This window comes from Ureibacillus acetophenoni (genome assembly GCF_900220965.1).
Lineage (GTDB): Bacteria > Bacillota > Bacilli > Bacillales_A > Planococcaceae > Ureibacillus > Ureibacillus acetophenoni.
In genome coordinates, this window is the sequence record NZ_OBQC01000002.1 from 434,519 (window position 1) to 451,677 (window position 17,159).

The window sequence follows — 17,159 nt, forward strand, 5'->3', positions numbered from 1 at the left end:
AATAAGAATAACTAATTAAGTATACTGCAAAACTTTTTATTAATACCCTGTTCGTTGTCGCTCATAATTTTTTTCATTCTTTAATTTGTAGGCAACTAAAATATCCTCTAAAGTAAATCCTAAATTATAAGCTAAGACACTATAATTTTGCCAAACTATGTTATATTTGTCTACTTCCGGGTGTTGTATGTAAGTTAAAATTGATTGTTGTGTTTTTAAAAACAACTTGCTTAAATTTACTTCTTCATGAATCTCTATTTCTGGCCATTCATCAATGGAAATTCCTTTTTCATTTCCAAGTGAAAGTAGGAAATGAATCGAATCCACAAATTCTTCTAGCAAAATGGCTTTTTCAGAAGTACCTTTTGAACTCCAATATTTAAAGCATCTCGTTTCATTTGCCAGTTCTGCTAACTCAACTGTTAATGCTAAGCCTTTTTCAATAAATACATCACTATTAATACCTCGATTATTTTCTATAAATGCATCTAGTTTCCGTTGCATCGAAAAAAGTTCTATAAAATTCATAATTTTCTCCTTATTTTTAATGAAAAAATGAAACTTATTCTCTTCTTCAATCGTAAATGAATGTACAACGCATTTACAAGGAGGAACTTCCATGGCTCTTCTCATACGAATTATTGTAATTGTAGCAGTCATTTACATATTCTATAAAATTGTTCGTTATTTGACAGATCCGAAAAGAAAGCTTGATGAAGCTTATGAAAAGGGACAATATTATTTTTATGATGATGTAAAAAATGTACGGAAAAACTTCTTTATTTCCTATAAAGGTGCACTTTTTGAAGGTGAAAAATACTTAGGAACAACAACAGATGCTTTTGAAGTTGTATCCATTTTCGTCTGGGTTCACGATACCGGAAAATTACAAGGCTTATCAAAAGAGGACTTTTATTATTTGGAAAAAGAAATATTATTAAATTACCCAAATGCTAAAATAAATTGGAAAAATCCGATTGAACAACTGATGAAGGAAGAAAATTAATTTATACGTTAAGGATTGTCTCAACATAGGTTGTTATGAACCACGTGGGACAATCCTTTATCGTTTTTATTAATCATAAATTTTTTATTGAATACATATCGATGAACTGAGTGAAATTAATTACCCAAGTTACTTAGAAAATGTTAAAGCCATTCAATGTGAGTGGCTTTTTATGTGCTTAAACATTTCGGTCAAAAAGCCATAAAAGGATTTAACGATTTCTTGGCGAAATTGTTGAGTAATATCCATTTTTTTAGTAATTGTATGAGGAGGTATATTACTTTGCAATCTGATTTATTCTGGTGGATTTTATACGGTTTAGGTATTGCTTTTGGTATATTTTTTTGGACTGCAATTATTAGATCTATATATAAAACAAACAGAATAAGAGGCATTTCTCTAATAATGATCGCAATAAGTTCTGTCATGTTCTACTTTGCCGATATCTTTAACCAGTTTTATGCTGTTTTCTCGACTTTCGGAATTGTTTTTCTACTGTTGGGTGGCATAATGATGGTAATATCCTTTAGGAAAAAATTAATAGATTAAGAATGAGTGGTTAGAAAAAAATTTTTACCTCAAATTCTTGTTTGAAATGACCTTCATGCCATTGTGAAGGTCATTTTTTTGATGGATGCGTAACGCAAAACTAATTCCTCAACGTAATGAAAGACATTTTGGTTCGATTTCTTCCCCCAAATGTCCTTCATCACCCTCATGATAGACATTTTGAATGGATTTCTTAACTCAAATGTCCTTCATCCTCTGCTAGTAATTCCTTTAGTTATTTTGTGATTGTTCGTATAGCTTTCTAAGTTCTTCATCAATCCTTTTCGTATCAATTCTTTCAAATAAAGGATGCACGTTCTTAATTTCATTTGGGAGTTGATTTTGCACTTTCCATTCATTCACTTGTATACTAAGGGTCTCTTTTATTTCACCGCTTGCGAACGGTAAAAATGGATGTAAAAGCTGTGCAAGATTTTGAATGATGAATACACAAGAAGCTAGAGTTTTATTGCATTCTTCAATATTTTCTTTTACTTGAATCCATGGTTTTTGCTCATCAAAGTAACGATTAGCAGATCGTATATATTCGAAAACCGTCTCCAATCCTTGTTTGAAGTGACCTTTCTCGATTAAATCCCCAACTTCTTCAAAGATTTTTTCCGTATTACGTTTAATAGACTCATCTATTTCTGCTTGTGGAATAATTGAATCAAATGATTTCTCTATAAACTTTAGTGTTCGATTTACAAAATTTCCAAATGCCCCTAGTAATTCTCCGTTATGACTGTAAATGAATTCTCTCCATGAAAAATCCGTGTCTCGATTTTCAGGGGCATTCACCGTTAAAAAGTAACGAAGTGAATCTGGATGATAGTCTTTCAAAATTTCTGGGACCCACACTGCCCAATTTTGGCTCGTGGATAATTTCCTTTTTTCAAGGGTTAAATATTCATTTGAAATAATGTGAGTTGGCATTGCCTTTGAGCCGAGGGCAAATAAAATTGCTGGCCAAATTACTGTATGAAACGGAATATTATCTTTTCCATGAACATAATAAGAAATTGCTTCTTCATTCCACCAATTTTCAATGGACTCGTTATGCTGTTTAACCCATTCTATACTCGCCGTTAAATACCCTGCTACCGCTTCAATCCATACATAGATCTTTTTACCTTCAAAACCTGGTACCGGAACATCGATTCCATTTGGTAAATCTCTTGTTACAGCGCGGTCTGGTAATCCTTCATTTAAGTAACGTTTAGTTAGTTCAATTGCGTTTGTTCTCCATTTTTTATTGCTATCAGCTTCAGCTACATATTGCTCTAATTTCTTTTGAAAGGCACTAAATGAAAAATAAAAGTGTTCCGTTTCTTTTATAACGGGGGCATTTCCACACAGTTTACATCGTTTATCAATCAAGTCTAGTGGGTCTAAAATTGCTGAGCAATGATCACACTGATCCCCTCTTGCATTTGAACCACAGTTAGGACAAATTCCTTCCACATAACGATCTGGTAAGAATTGCTGGTCGTTCTCACAATATGCTTGTTTCACTTTCTTTTTGTATAAAAGCCCGCGTTCTAATAGGGTTAAAAAAATTTTTTGAACGGATTCATGATGATGGTTGGCATCGGTTCGTGTATATAGATCGTAAGTGAAGCCTAATTTATTGAAACACTGAACAAATTCATTATGATATCGATCTGCGATTTCTTTAGTTGTCGTATTTTCTTGTTTGGCCCTAATGGAGATAGGTGTTCCATTACAATCACTACCAGATACGTATAAAACATTTTCTCCCTTTTGTCGATAGTAGCGCGCTAAAATATCACCTGGCAATAAGGCTGCGATATGCCCTAAATGTAATGAACCATTTGCGTATGGCCAAGCTCCTCCGATAATAACTGTCATTCTAAAATCCTCCTATTATATATAAATTCATAATTGACCCCGGGTAATTAAATTTTCATTTCTATTGTGTTTTATTCTAATTATTTCAGGTATTTACGAGACAGAATTTCGAAAAAATCGTCTAAAGTGTCTCGTATTTCGGTTTTACGAGACAAAAATTACGTAAACTTCAATAAAGTGTCTCGTAAGCCAAAGAAAATAAAAAAACGCCCTAATCGAATAATCGATTAGGACGAGATACCCGTGTTACCACCTAAATTCGCAAATAGCTCACACTATTTGCCTCAATCAGTACGTGTTCATACTGTTGCCGTTGTAACGAGTGCCCCTCGTCGTAGCCTACAACAATAACTGTTTCGGTACGCAGCTCAAAGGTCATTTTCAATAAGTTTCGTTTGCTTCATTTCCACCGTCAGAAGCTCTCTATCAAACTACCTCTTATTTACTTTCCTTTTCATTGCTTTTCATTAATGACCATATTATTTTAAATTAAATATAATTTACTACTCATTTTGCTATTTGTAAAGTAATACCATTTAATTAAATAATGGAGTAAGTACTTACTAATATATAAATATGAATAGCGGCTAGTAGTGGGAATCCAAAGGCAAAGGAATTATGTTTTGTCTTATGTCTGAAAAAATACATTCCAAGAACTCCACCACAGGCACCCCCGAAAATTGCAATTGTAAATAATGTCTTCTCAGAGATTCGCCATTCTTTTCTTTTAGCCCTCGACTTATCCAATTTCATAAGGACTAACAGTATAACTGACTCAACAATGATAAAGGCTAATAATGCATACCACATATGTATTTGCCCTCCTATATTAAAAAAGACTGATAGGGTTTAATCCTACCAGTCTGTAATGTGAATTTAAATTATTTCGCAACTGCTTTTTTTGCGCCTGTCGTAAACTTTCGGCGCAGAAAAATAAAGTTATTCTTTCTAAGTATAAAATACCGTTAGAAATAAGTATAACTTCTTACTTAGCTACAGCTTTTTTAGCAGCGTCTGCTAATTGTGCGAATGCAGCAGCATCGTTTACAGCTAAGTCAGCTAACATTTTACGGTTAACTTCGATACCAGCTACTTTTAAACCGTGCATTAAACGGCTGTAAGAAAGACCGTTGATGCGAGCAGCAGCGTTGATACGAGTAATCCATAATTTACGGAAATCACGTTTCTTTTGACGACGGTCACGGTATGCATATTGACCTGACTTCATAACTGCTTGGTTAGCAACTTTATATAATGTATGTTTTGAACCAAAATAACCTTTAGCTAATTTTAAAACTTTTTTACGACGCTTGCGCGTTACTGTTCCGCCTTTTACGCGTGGCATACTAATTACCTCCTGAATTTCTTACGAATGTTTAATTTATATTACGAACGATATATTATCGAATTATTTCATGTAAGTTAATAGTTCTCTAATACGTTTGAAGTCACCTGAAGTCATAACTTTTGCTTTACGTAGGTGACGTTTAGCTTTTGTAGATTTGTTAGCGAATAAGTGGCTTCCGTAAGCACGGTCAAATTTTAATTTTCCTTTGCCCGTTTTTTTGAAACGCTTCGCAGCGCCACGGTGAGTTTTCATTTTTGGCATTTCGAATTTCCTCCTAAACTGTTTCGTATATTACTTTTTCTCGTTCTTCGGTTGAAGAACTAAGAACATGCTGCGTCCTTCCATCTTCGGTTTTTGTTCAACCGTAGCTACTTCAGCACATTCTTCAGCAAAACGATCTAAAACTCGTTGACCAATCTCTTTATGCGTAATGGCACGTCCTTTGAAACGAAGAGAACATTTTACTTTGTCACCTTTTTCAAGGAATTTAATCGCATTACGTAATTTAGTTTGGAAATCATGTTCATCAATTGTTGGACTTAAACGTACTTCCTTAATATTGATAACCTTTTGATTTTTACGAACTTCACGATCTTTCTTTTGCTGTTCAAACTTAAACTTACCATAGTCCATAATACGTGCGACTGGTGGCTTAGCTTGAGGGGCCACAAGGACAAGATCCAAGTTTACACGAGCGGCAATTTCTAACGCTTCGTTACGCGTTTTCACTCCAAGCTGATCACCATTATGATCGATTAGACGAAGTTCACGTGCGCGAATGCCTTCGTTTACATACATGTCTTTGCTAATACGAATCCACCTCCAAGATTGTGTCGGGAATACATGTGTTTACAGCAAATATGCCCGGTTGAACGGTACACTTCCTAGGTATGTCCATAAAAAAAGGACGGACATTTCTAAAGAAGATGTCCGCCCGCAATATATTCATACGCTCAACTTCAGCGTAAATAATTCAACGTGTCATACCTGCTAACAGCAAAGCGTCATACCAGGTGAGAAGCGGGCAGCCTCTACTTTCAACCACATATTGTATTCATAACCTAATCAATATTAACATCCCTATATAAGGTTGTCAATAAAAAAACTTAAATTAAATTATTCGCCGTTTACATGTCCAGCAATACTTCATATTTTATAGTAATAAATGCGATAAGAATAGAGGTAATTTTATGAACCATAGACGTAATAATTTCAGCATCTGCTTTCCAGGTTATCGATATTGCGGACCATGGTGTTCTGGTCCAGGATTGCCAACTAATCCAGTAGATCAATGTTGCTATGAACATGATAAATGCTATAGAAAATATGGCCGGTCCTATTATTGCGATGTAAAGTTCCATCAATGTTTATCGCCATATTACAATTATCGAAATAAATTAGGGAGAGACGCTAGACTGTTTTCTAAAGCAATTCAATTGCGGAACTTTTTATTTTAATGATAAGGGGACGTCTCACTTTAAGACGCCCCGCTTCATTTTTATTTATTTGCTTCAGCAACTAATCTATTCAGGAATTCATCAAACGGAACTGTTTCTGAATCTTGTGAACCGTAGCGTCGTACGTTTACAGAATTAGCTTCCATTTCTTTGTCACCTAGTACAAGCATGTAAGGGATTTTCTTCATTTGTGCTTCACGGATTTTATAACCAAGTTTTTCTTCACGGTCATCCATTTCTACACGAAGTCCAGCTGCTTGTAATTTTTCAACTACATTACGAGCATAGTCATAATGTACTTCATTTGAAACTGGAATAACTTCCACTTGAACTGGTGCTAACCATGTTGGGAATGCTCCTTTGTATTCTTCAATTAAGAATGCAACGAAACGTTCCATCGTTGATACAACACCACGGTGAATAACGACTGGACGATGTTGTTTTCCATCTTCTCCAACGTATGTTAATTCGAAACGTTCTGGTAATAAGAAGTCAAGTTGAACTGTTGATAATGTTTCTTCTTTACCAATAGCAGTTTTCACTTGTACGTCTAGTTTTGGACCGTAGAATGCAGCTTCCCCTTCAGCCTCAAAATAATCTAAACCAAGATCATCCATCGCTTCTTTTAACATGCTTTGTGCTTTTTCCCACATTGCGTCATCATTAAAATATTTTTCTGTATCTTGAGGATCACGGTAAGATAAGCGGAACTTATAGTCATTTAGCTCAAAGTCTTTATAAACATCTAAGATTAATTCAACAACACGTTTGAATTCTTCTTTAATTTGGTCAGGACGAACGAAAATATGAGCATCGTTTAAAGTCATTCCACGAACACGTTGTAAACCTGATAATCCACCTGAACTTTCATAACGGTGCATTGTTCCTAATTCACCAATACGAATTGGTAATTGACGGTAAGAATGCATCGATGATTTATAAACTTCCATATGGTGCGGACAGTTCATAGGACGTAACACTAATGTTTCATTATCCATTTCCATTGGTGGGAACATATCTTCTTGATAGTGATCCCAGTGACCAGATGTTTCGTATAATCTTTTTGAACCAAGTACTGGTGTGTAAACATGTTTGTAACCTAATTTTACTTCTTTATCTACAATGTAACGTTCAATAATACGGCGAATTGTTGCACCGTTTGGTAACCATAACGGTAAACCTTGACCTACAGTTTGAGATAAAGTAAACAATTCTAATTCTTTACCAATTTTACGGTGGTCACGTTCTCTTGCTTCTTCAAGCATTTTTAAGTGATGTGCTAAATCTTCTTTTTTGAAGAATGCAGTACCGTAAATACGTTGAAGCATTTTATTGTCTGAATTACCGCGCCAGTATGCACCTGCTAACGATAATAATTTAAATTCTTTTAATTTACCTGTTGAAGGTACGTGAATACCACGACAAAGGTCATAGAATTCACCTTGGTAATAAATCGAAACTTGCTCATCAGCAGGAATTGCTTCAAGAAGTTCTAATTTATATTCGTCGCCAACTTCTTCATAAATTTTTTGAGCTTCATCACGTGATACTTCTTTACGTTCAATTTCAAGATTTTCAGAAATAATTTTTTTCATTTCCTTTTCGATTTTCGGGAAATCGTCCGCAGAAATTGGTTCCGGTGAATCAACATCATAGTAGAATCCACCTTCAATTACAGGACCAATTCCTAATTTAATTCCTGGGTATAAACGTTTAAGTGCTTGAGCAGTTAAGTGTGCTGTTGAGTGGCGTAAAATTTCTAATGCTTCATCCGATTCAGGTGTAATGATTGCAATATTGCCATCTTCCTCAATCGGAGTTTTTAAATCGATTAATGTATCGTTTATTTTACCAGCTAACGCTTTTTTACGGAGACCAGGACTAATAGATGCTGCGACATCTTCAGTTGTTGTTCCGCGCGCAAACTCCTTTACTGCGCCATCTGGGAATGTTAACTTAATAATTTCTGACATGTTGGTTCTCTCCTTTAAGAATGTTTGTTTTATCACATGGTGGAATTTGAAATTCATCAGGGAACTCATTATTTTCCCCGCAACCCAAAATCCTGTACCGTGTTATCATCTTTAGAGCAAATAAAAAAGCGCCATCCCAAAAAAGGGACGACGCGTTAGCTCGTGGTTCCACCCTTCTTCCTTCCGAAAACAATTATGTTTTCAGACGAAGCTCTAGGTCGGTTAACGTACCGATCAACGTTAGCGGATTGGCCCCGCTAATGCTCCAAGGTAGTAAAGTTAGTATCGTAACTAGGAAGCTTACAGCCATGGCCTCCCTCTCTTTAAGTCCGTATCACAAACTTGTTGTCCTCTTCAATGCATACATATATTGTTACCTTTACTTTGAAAGTAGTATACGCTCAAATAATTAAAAATGCAACTATATTTCAAATTATTGTCGTTTTCGAGGTCCAACTAGTTCAAATTCATGTGTCATTGCTATAACTCTTTGAACAATTCGAGAACCTTTAAAGGGATCAATATCACCTTTTGTTATACGGCTATAAAATCGTTCTAATTCTTCATAATTTAAATTTGAAGAAACGAACAATGGTAAATGATTATTCATTCGATAATTTAAAATGGAACCTAGTACTTCATCTCTTGTCCATTCAGAGTTTGCTTCAGCACCTAAATCGTCTAGCATTAAAACTGGCACTTTTTTTATAAAGTCTATTTTTTCCTCATAAGTACCATCATCAAGACTCGATTTCAATTCACGGAAAAATTCAGGTACAAAAACAACCGCAGTTTGAACTTTTAATTTAATAAATTCATTTGCTAAAGCACCTAGTATATAAGTTTTACCTGTTCCGTATAGTCCATGTAAGTACAACCCTTTTCTAGGCAGTTCATTTGTTGCTTTATATATACTAATAAAATCTGCAGCATAATCAGCTATTTGTAGGCGAGATTTTGTATTCATTTCCATATTTTCTAAACTTGCCTCTAATATTTCAGGCGACATATGGAAACTTCTTAACATACGCTTTACTTCGCGTTGCTCGTCTTCAACTAATTTTTGCTGACAAGGAACATAATTTAACTCTACTTTTCCATTTCGAATTGCAAATGTTGGGATAAACCCATTTAAATAATTCGTACATTGATCTGTCCCTTGCGCTCCGCAGCAAGTTCTAGATTGATTAATATATTCATGGAAAGTAGTTAAATTTTGTTGGATAAAATCCTCAGTTACATTTAAATCGGAATCATTCAGTAATTTTTGAATTTCCGGATGTTCTACTATTTCTTTTTTCATCTTTTCATAACGTTCTTGAAAAGATGGAATATTTGCCACTCGTTTAAGGGCTTCACTTATTGGTTCGATGTTACTCACCTACTTAATTCTTATTCCCTAACTTTTCTAAAATACGTTGACGCTCTTTTTCAAAGTCGATTTGATCATCATGTTCTTCTTTGAACTCTTCAGCAGACTTATTTCGATCATTAAACCATTTTGGTATAGGCATAACCTGTTTTGTTCCATAAGGATTAAGCTCTTTTTCCTTCTGTCTTTGTCTACGACTTTCAACAGATTCCTTCGCTATTTCAAACGCTTGGCTAGTAGTTACAATCCCTCTATATCGCCAATCAGCTGCAATTGTTTCTGTAAATTTTGTAGGGAGTTTCCCGTCATTTACTTCCAACACATATTCAACTAATACATTCGCAACCCCTACTGGCAACTCGAAACGGTTAACTAATGATTCTGCCAAACGAACATGCTGTCCGTAAGGTTCAATCCCGTTATTTATGTTCTTTAAAAACTGGTATGGCGTTACGTTTTCATATTTTGCATATGAAGCATCCATTTGGCGCTCATTATTTAAGCTAGTGAGTTTATCTTCTGTAATTGTTGGAATGTATCCAACTTTTTCACGGAACTCGTTTGCCTTCTCTTGACTTTCAATATTATTTTTCGCCTGTTCAACTGTTTGAATTTGTTTATTACGCCAATCGTTTGCAATGACTTCCACATACTTCTTCGGTAATTGACCAGATTTTAACGTATGAACATATTCTATCAAAACATTGGTTACCCCAACGGATAATCCAAATTTTAATACTAAGCTTTCGGCTAAACGAACATGAGAAGATAGTGGTTCCATCCCTTTATTTAAATATTTTAAGAACTCATATGGAGTAAGACTAGCATACCCTTGCCATTCCGCTCGAACTGTTTCCACTTTAGCAATCGATTCTGGAGTAATTTTAGGTATATAGCCAAGTTTTTTGTGCATTTCTTTTGCTTCATTTTGTTGTAGTACATAATCAATGGCACTTTGAGCTGAGTTAATTCCTAATTGTCTCCAGTTACTTGCTATCGTGTCTACTAATCGTTTTGGGAACTGTCCATTATGCGTTGTTAATACATACTCAGTTAACACGTTTACTACACCTACAGGCAATCCATAAACAACAACTAAATCTTCCGCTAACTTCACAGTCATTGGGAACGGCTCATTGCCATTATAATAATTCTTTAGGAACTGGTATGGTGGTGTCAATTCATAATACTTATAATCATCATCTAATTCATCTGAAATAGCGATAAATTGCTGTATATTATCTTTCGTAATACGAGCATTAAATAGAGATTCTTTCTTCGTTTGCTTTTCTTCTTTTGTTTTTTGAATATGATCTAAAGCTTCTTCTGAAGTTTGGATATTTAATGTCATCCAGTTACTTGCAATTGTCTCAACAAACTTCTTATTCACTTTACCATTTGTTTGTTCAATTGCATATTCCATCAATACATTGACGACTGAAATAGGTAAACCATGGAAGTTAACTAATGATTCTGCTATTTTCACAATATAATCAAATGGCTCTTTTCCATCGTTTAAATAACATAAAAACTCATAGACATTATACGAATCATATGGTGATTTCTCTTTATCTAGCACTTCTGTAAGTTGTGGCGGTTTTTTATTATATTTATCGTGTTCTAATCGAGCAAACTCCATTGCTTCTTTTGCCGTTTGGATATTTTTTCGATTCCAATGGTCTGCAATCGTTTCAACAAAGTTTTTTGGAAGCTTTTTGTCAGACTGTAACATAACATAATCAATTAATACATTAACAACGCCTGGATTCATTCCATGTTTGATAAATAAGTTTTCGATTAATTCTCTTATGAATGAAGTAGGTTCTTTGCCATTATTAAGATTTCGAAGATGATCTATCGGACTAGTTGTTTCATAATAATTTATAAGTTCTTGTTCTTTCGAATGTTTTTTTTCATTCACTGGTTTTTGTTTTTCGAATGTTTTATCGATCATAGGCAAATCTTTCGAAATGGTTAATTGATAGTATTCAAGTGCAGCTTTTTTTAAACGTTCATCGGTAATTTTTAAATGTTCATCTAAAGCTAGAATGACTACCTTTTGCATGTCTAATGGTGATAATTGATAAAGAAATGCAAGTTTAGCAATCGATTCTCGAACTTCAGGTGTAATTGCACTAGAAGGAACTAATTGCTCGGATAGTCCAGAAAACAATAAATTAAAATCAAATTGTTGATAGTAGAATGGAACATCTTGTTTCTTACTTTCACCAATTTGAGTCAATTCTTTTGGTACATTTGTATTTACTGGTTTATAAACATCAACGAACGTACGAGACACTTCTGTATAAGAATCTAATTTAGTATGTTTTAAGAAACGTTTTTGAAGATTGCGATACGTTTGTTCACCAATCTTACTAAAAAGAAACATGGATAGTAAGGGATCTTGAAAAAAGCTTTGGGCATCTAACGGTCGAATCAATTCATAAACAAAGAATCTACCGTCCACTGTGTCTTTTCTATACGTTCTTAGTAAGCCGATTGCTTCTAATGAAATTCGAGCTTCAAATAGTTTCCCAATAGGCATGTCTAGTAAATTCATTAAATGATAATGATTAAAAGTTGAAGTTGACTGATTTTCACCTTCAGCCCAAAGTGTGTAGTAAAGGCTGATAGATTCTAATCCAGTTAATGGTTGATAAAATAGCGTGATTAACTGTCGCTCATGTGCAGACAAAAAATGAGGGATACTAATTTCAAAATGATCCGCAGGTTGTAATTCTTTATACAAATGAACCATTAAGCAATTCCCTCCCTAACATTATTTTAAATCAGATTGTCGTTGTAAAATTTCTTTTAGTTCTTGAATAAAGACATTAATATCTTTAAATTGACGATAAACTGAGGCAAAACGTACATAAGCAACTTCATCGATTTTTGCTAAATGATCCATGACCATTTCACCTACTCCATCTGAATGTACTTCTGAATTTCCTATTCTTCTTAATGATTTTTCAATTTCAATAACGATTTCTTCAAGTTTATGTAATGGTACTGGTCTTTTCTCACAAGCACGAATTAGACCGCGCAAAATCTTTTCTCTACTAAATTCTTCTCTAGAACCATCCTTTTTCACAACGATTAAAGGTGTTTCTTCAATTCTCTCAAAAGTAGTAAAACGATAACTGCAAGACTCGCATTCTCTACGTCTACGAATTTCTTTGTTGTCATCAACTGGTCTTGAGTCAACAACACGAGTACCGTTAAACTGACATGCAGGACATCTCATAGTTTTAAACTCCCATTCTTAGTTTCGTACAATTATTATAACAAATAATTAAATAGATTAGTAAAACACATCCAAACCAATATTAAACTTGTTAATGTTTTCTAATTTGGATTTTTATTTTTCATTAATAAACAAGTAACCTCACCGAACTTTTGCAGAGGTTAATTATAAATGATTTTAATAGAATAATATAGGTTTAAAAGATGGAAATTAAAAAACACTGTTCACATTTATGAGTTAGATATATAATATTTCAATCGATTCACTTGTAACTCAAATTACTTAGTTATGATTTCTTCCGCTGACGAAATCCATATACGACATATTTGAAATTAAGTGCAATGATGCACATAATTTCAATTAAGTCCTATGTCAATTTCGTCAATTATCGAATTTGCATTGGTCGGTAGTGTTTCATTTTTGTTAAAGCATGAAAAAACCGGCTCAATTAAATTGAACCGGTAGGTAATTAATATTATTAGTTTGTTACAGCAGTTTTAAGTTCGCTAACAACTTTTTTCATTAAGTCAACAACACGTGCAGAGTAACCCCACTCATTGTCGTACCATGCTAAAACTTTAACTTTTCTTGTACCCATAACCATTGTTAATGGACCATCGATTGTTGAAGAATAAGTAGTTGTGTTGTAATCAGTTGATACTAGTGGTTCAGTAGTGAAGTTTAAAATTCCCTTCATTGGACCATTAGCTGCTTTTATAAATGCTTCGTTCACTTCTTCAACTGTAACATCTTTTTTAACATCTACTACAAGGTCAACTAATGAAACGTTTGGTGTTGGTACACGTAAAGCTAAACCATGAATTTTCCCTTGTAATTCAGGTAGTACTAAAGCTAATGCTTTTGCAGCACCTGTTGATGTTGGAATAATTGACTCAGCACATGCACGAGCACGACGTAAGTCTTTATGTGGATTATCGATATTTTTTTGGTCATTTGTATAAGCATGAACTGTTGTCATTAGACCATTTTCGATACCAAATGTATCATTTAATACTTTTGCTACAGGAGCTAAACAGTTTGTTGTACAAGATGCATTTGAAATGACATCGTGTTTACTAACATCTAGTAAATCATCGTTTACACCCATAACGATTGTTACGTCTTCATTTTTACCTGGTGCTGTTAAAATAACTTTTTTCGCTCCAGCTTCTAAATGCATTGCAGCTTTTGAGCGCTCATTAAATTTACCAGTAGCTTCAATAACGATATCTACGCCCATTTCTTTCCAAGGTAATTTTAATGGATCACGTTCACTAATTAATGCCACATGTTTACCATTGACGATTAAAGCGTTTTCTTTTGCTTCAATAGTACCCTCAAATTTACCGTGGTTTGTGTCATACTTAACTAAGTGAGCTAATGTTTCTGCAGGATAACTTGCATTAACTGCCACAATATTTAAATCGTCTTGCATAATTGCTTGACGAAAAACCATACGACCAATACGTCCAAACCCGTTAATAGCGATAGAAACTGTCATAAATAAAAAGCCTCCTGTAATCGGTTATCATTATGTTTTACTTTACTCCAAATTAGTATAGCACATTATAAATAAAGTGGAACACATTAATTTGTTAATTTAAATGTTCTTATTTTCTGAAAAATTTCCGAATCTATTACTATTAAATGAAAATAAAAAAACTTGGTTCTCACAAAAGAACCAAGTAGTAGAAATTTATTCATTTGTTGGTGTAATAATCCCTTCTTCAACATGACCAACACTATAATTATCATCTTCATAGACATGTTTTTTGTAAGTGAAAGTTCCATCGCCATTGGATTCGACTGACATAATTTCTTCTTTTTCTGTTAAATTTTCAAATACTGGTTTAATTGAGTTGTTCGTAATATTTAGTTCATAAAGTTGACCGCCCATTGTTACAGTTCCAAATCCATAACCTACAATGACATAAAGACGATTTTCATCGATCCATTCAATCTCTTTTGGAGTAAATTGAATGGCTTCATTTCTATATTTATATATTGTATATTTACCATTTTGGAGATTTTCAATTACGAGTTGGTTTATACCTTCAAAATCAATACCTCTACCGTGAAGAATTGCTCGTTTTGTTTTTTTAGGGGAATTTTCCATTGCATCGCCAGATTGAAAATCCAGTTGGTCCGCCTCAAATACTCGGAATACGATATTCCCTTCTAGTTCCTTCATGATTGGACCAAACGAGGATAATTCCGTGTTAAAATCCGATTTTTCATACTGACCTGTTTCCTCATTGTAAAATTCGAATTCTAATTTTACTTTACCGTAACCTTTTGCATAATATTTTCTCGTAACGGAATCCTCGTTTTTATTTTCTAAGATGAGAACATCGGAAAATGAATTATACATTGTTCCAACTTCACCCTTTGTATCTATTACAGTCCATTCACCAATTGTATCGCCCACTTTAAAGGGAGCTGTCATAACAATTTCCAACGTTGGTAGTTGATTTAATTGCTCTATTGTCTTAGATGATGGGGTTGTTCCGTCAATCATTTCTTGATAGATGAGCTCTATTTGGTTATCTGTTATTTTATAGATGCGCTCAATTGTGGCACCACCGTTACTCGTGATTTCTTGAACAAATTCATCGTTAATCCATTTTGTTTGAGCTTTTTCTCCACCATTTTCAAATCCGCCGATGTAAAAGGCATCTGAATTTTCAGGTGGGAAGAAGTATGATTTCAGTAAACTAGTATAGTCGCTTTCGTTTTCAGTCACTTTATTGCCAAATGAAATTGAAACGAGTTCATATCCCTCAATTCCTCTTGTATCACCTTTAACAATTCCATAGTTCGGTACATAGTACGTTCTTGAATCAGCTCCACCTTCCAGCACGATTACATTTGAAAAAGTACCATAATCTATTGACAATTCTGCATCGATTGCTACAATTTTTTGATTACCAATTTCGGTTCCTACCTCGATAGGTCCAATCAATTGCACACCCAATGATGGACGTTGATCGAGCTTTTCTATTGTCCACTCCAGCGGATCACCGTAATAGATTTGCTGAATTTCCTCATTTGTAATTCGGAAAACATTTGAAAAAGTTCGTGTACTACTACTACTACTACTACTACTACTACTACTACTACTACATGATACACAATCTTTCACATAAATGATTTCTTGTACGTATCGATCACTTAACCAATTTGTTTCTACATCTGTATAAGAGTCACCACTTTTAAAAGTAGCAACTGTTCCATCAGGCGGGAAGAATTGTTTTAGTTCATCATAATAACTTATTTCCTCATTAGGTTCAGTAACTGGATCCACAACTGAAGGTGTTTCCTCGTTCAAAGCCCCTTGTTCATTCATCAGTTTGGGTAATAAAAAAAGTCCGATAACAAAAATACCTACAAAGGATGCAAACGTGACATAGTAACCCCAAGGTGATTTGTTTCGTTTTTGATTTTTCGGATTTTTATTAGCATTCACATTTAGGATTACTCGATTTTTCCTGTCAGATGTGTCACCGATCCTAGACAATAGCTGTTTTTTAATTTCATTCATGGAGAAGCACCTCCCATTGATTGTTTTTCAATTCTTCTTTTAATAGAGCTCGAGCTTTACGGAGCCTTGTTTTTACTGTGTTGTCGGAAAGGTTTAATTGTATTGCAACTTCTAATATAGGTAGTTCTTCAAAATAATAACTAATAATGACTTCCCTATATTTTAAAGGTAATTGTAATACCGCATCTGCAAGTTCTACTTTTTCATCTTGTTCTACCAGTCTATTACGTTGTTTTTTTGAGTTTACTGAAAAGCTATTGGTTAATACTTGCATACGATATCGCCAACTTTTTAGGTAGTCTTTACATTTATTCACTGTGATTTTTGACAGGTACGTTTTTAGAGATGAGCGCTCTTCAAATTGGTCAAATTTTTGATAAAAACTAATAAATACATCCTGGACGATATCTTCGGCAGCAGGCCAGTCTTTAACATATAAGAATGCAATTTGTAATAGGTAATCCGTATGGTCTTCCATTATTTGCGAAAAACTACGCTCATCTAATGCTTTGTTCATCCTAAATCCTCCTCCCTGCCTTTAATAAATAGACGAAGCAAAAACAGGTTACGTTTTAACTTTTTGAAAATTATTTTTAAGATTGAAAGTTTTTGAGATTTAATTGTTGTTATGTATTGGATTCTTTAGATTTTTGACGGTTTACTTGCGAAATTGGGTTACTTATTTGCGAAATTCGAGTATCTATTTGCGAGTTGCGGGTGTTTATTTGCGAATTTAGATTTACTTGCGATTTTCAGTGGTTTACTTGCGATTTGCGGGTACTTATTTGCGTAAT

General features: G+C 34.2%; 15 protein-coding genes and 1 other annotated feature. Of the genes, 2 read left to right on the forward strand and 13 right to left on the reverse strand.

The genetic code is table 11. From position 1 onward, the window contains the following. Positions 1 to 39 precede the first annotated feature (39 nt). On the reverse strand, positions 40 to 528 hold the full coding sequence (locus CRO45_RS04880) for a dUTP diphosphatase (RefSeq protein WP_097148654.1): 489 nt from the start codon (positions 526 to 528) through the stop codon (positions 40 to 42). A gap of 91 nt (positions 529 to 619) precedes the next feature. Here CRO45_RS04880 and CRO45_RS04885 point away from each other — a divergent pair, with 91 nt between their 5' ends. Further along, entirely contained in the window at positions 620 to 1,006 is a 387-nt protein-coding gene (locus CRO45_RS04885) for a sigma-w pathway protein ysdB (RefSeq protein ID WP_097148513.1), read from the forward strand. A gap of 780 nt (positions 1,007 to 1,786) precedes the next feature. Here the strand turns inward: CRO45_RS04885 and metG are convergent. From metG to infC, 5 genes are all read right to left on the reverse strand, one after another. After that, positions 1,787 to 3,427, reverse strand: coding sequence for a methionine--tRNA ligase (gene metG, locus CRO45_RS04895; RefSeq protein WP_097148515.1), 1,641 nt, complete (start codon positions 3,425 to 3,427; stop codon positions 1,787 to 1,789). A 225-nt stretch (positions 3,428 to 3,652) separates the two neighbouring features. After that, positions 3,653 to 3,894 (reverse strand) — a binding site (T-box leader). Positions 3,895 to 3,967: 73 nt separating this feature from the next. Continuing rightward, positions 3,968 to 4,237 carry a DUF1294 domain-containing protein gene (locus CRO45_RS04900; protein WP_097148516.1) on the reverse strand — a complete coding sequence of 90 codons (270 nt, stop codon included), beginning with the start codon at positions 4,235 to 4,237 and terminating at the stop codon, positions 3,968 to 3,970. Between the two features lie 175 nt (positions 4,238 to 4,412). Continuing rightward, positions 4,413 to 4,772, reverse strand: coding sequence for a 50S ribosomal protein L20 (rplT, locus tag CRO45_RS04905; RefSeq protein ID WP_097148517.1), 360 nt, complete (start codon positions 4,770 to 4,772; stop codon positions 4,413 to 4,415). Between the two features lie 63 nt (positions 4,773 to 4,835). Beyond that, on the reverse strand, positions 4,836 to 5,036 hold the full coding sequence (gene rpmI, locus CRO45_RS04910) for a 50S ribosomal protein L35 (protein ID WP_036190138.1): 201 nt from the start codon (positions 5,034 to 5,036) through the stop codon (positions 4,836 to 4,838). 30 nt (positions 5,037 to 5,066) lie between these two features. Continuing rightward, the gene (gene infC, locus CRO45_RS04915) at positions 5,067 to 5,573 is read right to left on the reverse strand and encodes a translation initiation factor IF-3 (RefSeq protein WP_097148518.1); all 507 of its coding nucleotides are present in this window, start codon (positions 5,571 to 5,573) and stop codon (positions 5,067 to 5,069) included. 392 nt (positions 5,574 to 5,965) lie between these two features. On the opposite strand from infC, the gene CRO45_RS20265 reads away from it, so the two are divergent. After that, on the forward strand, positions 5,966 to 6,232 hold the full coding sequence (locus CRO45_RS20265) for a Parvovirus coat protein VP1-like protein (RefSeq protein ID WP_097148519.1): 267 nt from the start codon (positions 5,966 to 5,968) through the stop codon (positions 6,230 to 6,232). 41 nt (positions 6,233 to 6,273) lie between these two features. Here CRO45_RS20265 and thrS read toward each other — a convergent pair whose 3' ends face one another. From thrS to CRO45_RS04960, 7 genes are all read right to left on the reverse strand, one after another. Then, positions 6,274 to 8,205 (reverse strand): threonine--tRNA ligase, encoded by a 1,932-nt coding sequence (gene thrS / locus CRO45_RS04925; RefSeq protein ID WP_097148520.1) that lies wholly within the window; start codon positions 8,203 to 8,205, stop codon positions 6,274 to 6,276. A gap of 433 nt (positions 8,206 to 8,638) precedes the next feature. Beyond that, the gene (gene dnaI / locus CRO45_RS04935) at positions 8,639 to 9,586 is read right to left on the reverse strand and encodes a primosomal protein DnaI (protein ID WP_097148522.1); all 948 of its coding nucleotides are present in this window, start codon (positions 9,584 to 9,586) and stop codon (positions 8,639 to 8,641) included. Positions 9,587 to 9,590: 4 nt separating this feature from the next. Further along, the gene (locus tag CRO45_RS04940; RefSeq protein ID WP_097148523.1) at positions 9,591 to 12,335 is read right to left on the reverse strand and encodes a DnaD domain protein; all 2,745 of its coding nucleotides are present in this window, start codon (positions 12,333 to 12,335) and stop codon (positions 9,591 to 9,593) included. Between the two features lie 21 nt (positions 12,336 to 12,356). Beyond that, a complete protein-coding gene (gene nrdR / locus CRO45_RS04945; protein ID WP_097148524.1) occupies positions 12,357 to 12,824 on the reverse strand; it encodes a transcriptional regulator NrdR in 468 nt (155 codons plus the stop codon). A 478-nt stretch (positions 12,825 to 13,302) separates the two neighbouring features. Beyond that, positions 13,303 to 14,325 carry a glyceraldehyde-3-phosphate dehydrogenase gene (locus CRO45_RS04950; protein ID WP_097148525.1) on the reverse strand — a complete coding sequence of 341 codons (1,023 nt, stop codon included), beginning with the start codon at positions 14,323 to 14,325 and terminating at the stop codon, positions 13,303 to 13,305. A 195-nt stretch (positions 14,326 to 14,520) separates the two neighbouring features. After that, positions 14,521 to 16,365, reverse strand: coding sequence for a DUF4652 domain-containing protein (locus tag CRO45_RS04955; RefSeq protein ID WP_097148526.1), 1,845 nt, complete (start codon positions 16,363 to 16,365; stop codon positions 14,521 to 14,523). Further along, the gene (locus CRO45_RS04960; RefSeq protein WP_097148527.1) at positions 16,358 to 16,882 is read right to left on the reverse strand and encodes a sigma-70 family RNA polymerase sigma factor; all 525 of its coding nucleotides are present in this window, start codon (positions 16,880 to 16,882) and stop codon (positions 16,358 to 16,360) included. The genes CRO45_RS04955 and CRO45_RS04960 overlap by 8 nt, the downstream gene beginning before the upstream one ends. Between the last annotated feature and the right edge of the window lie 277 nt (positions 16,883 to 17,159).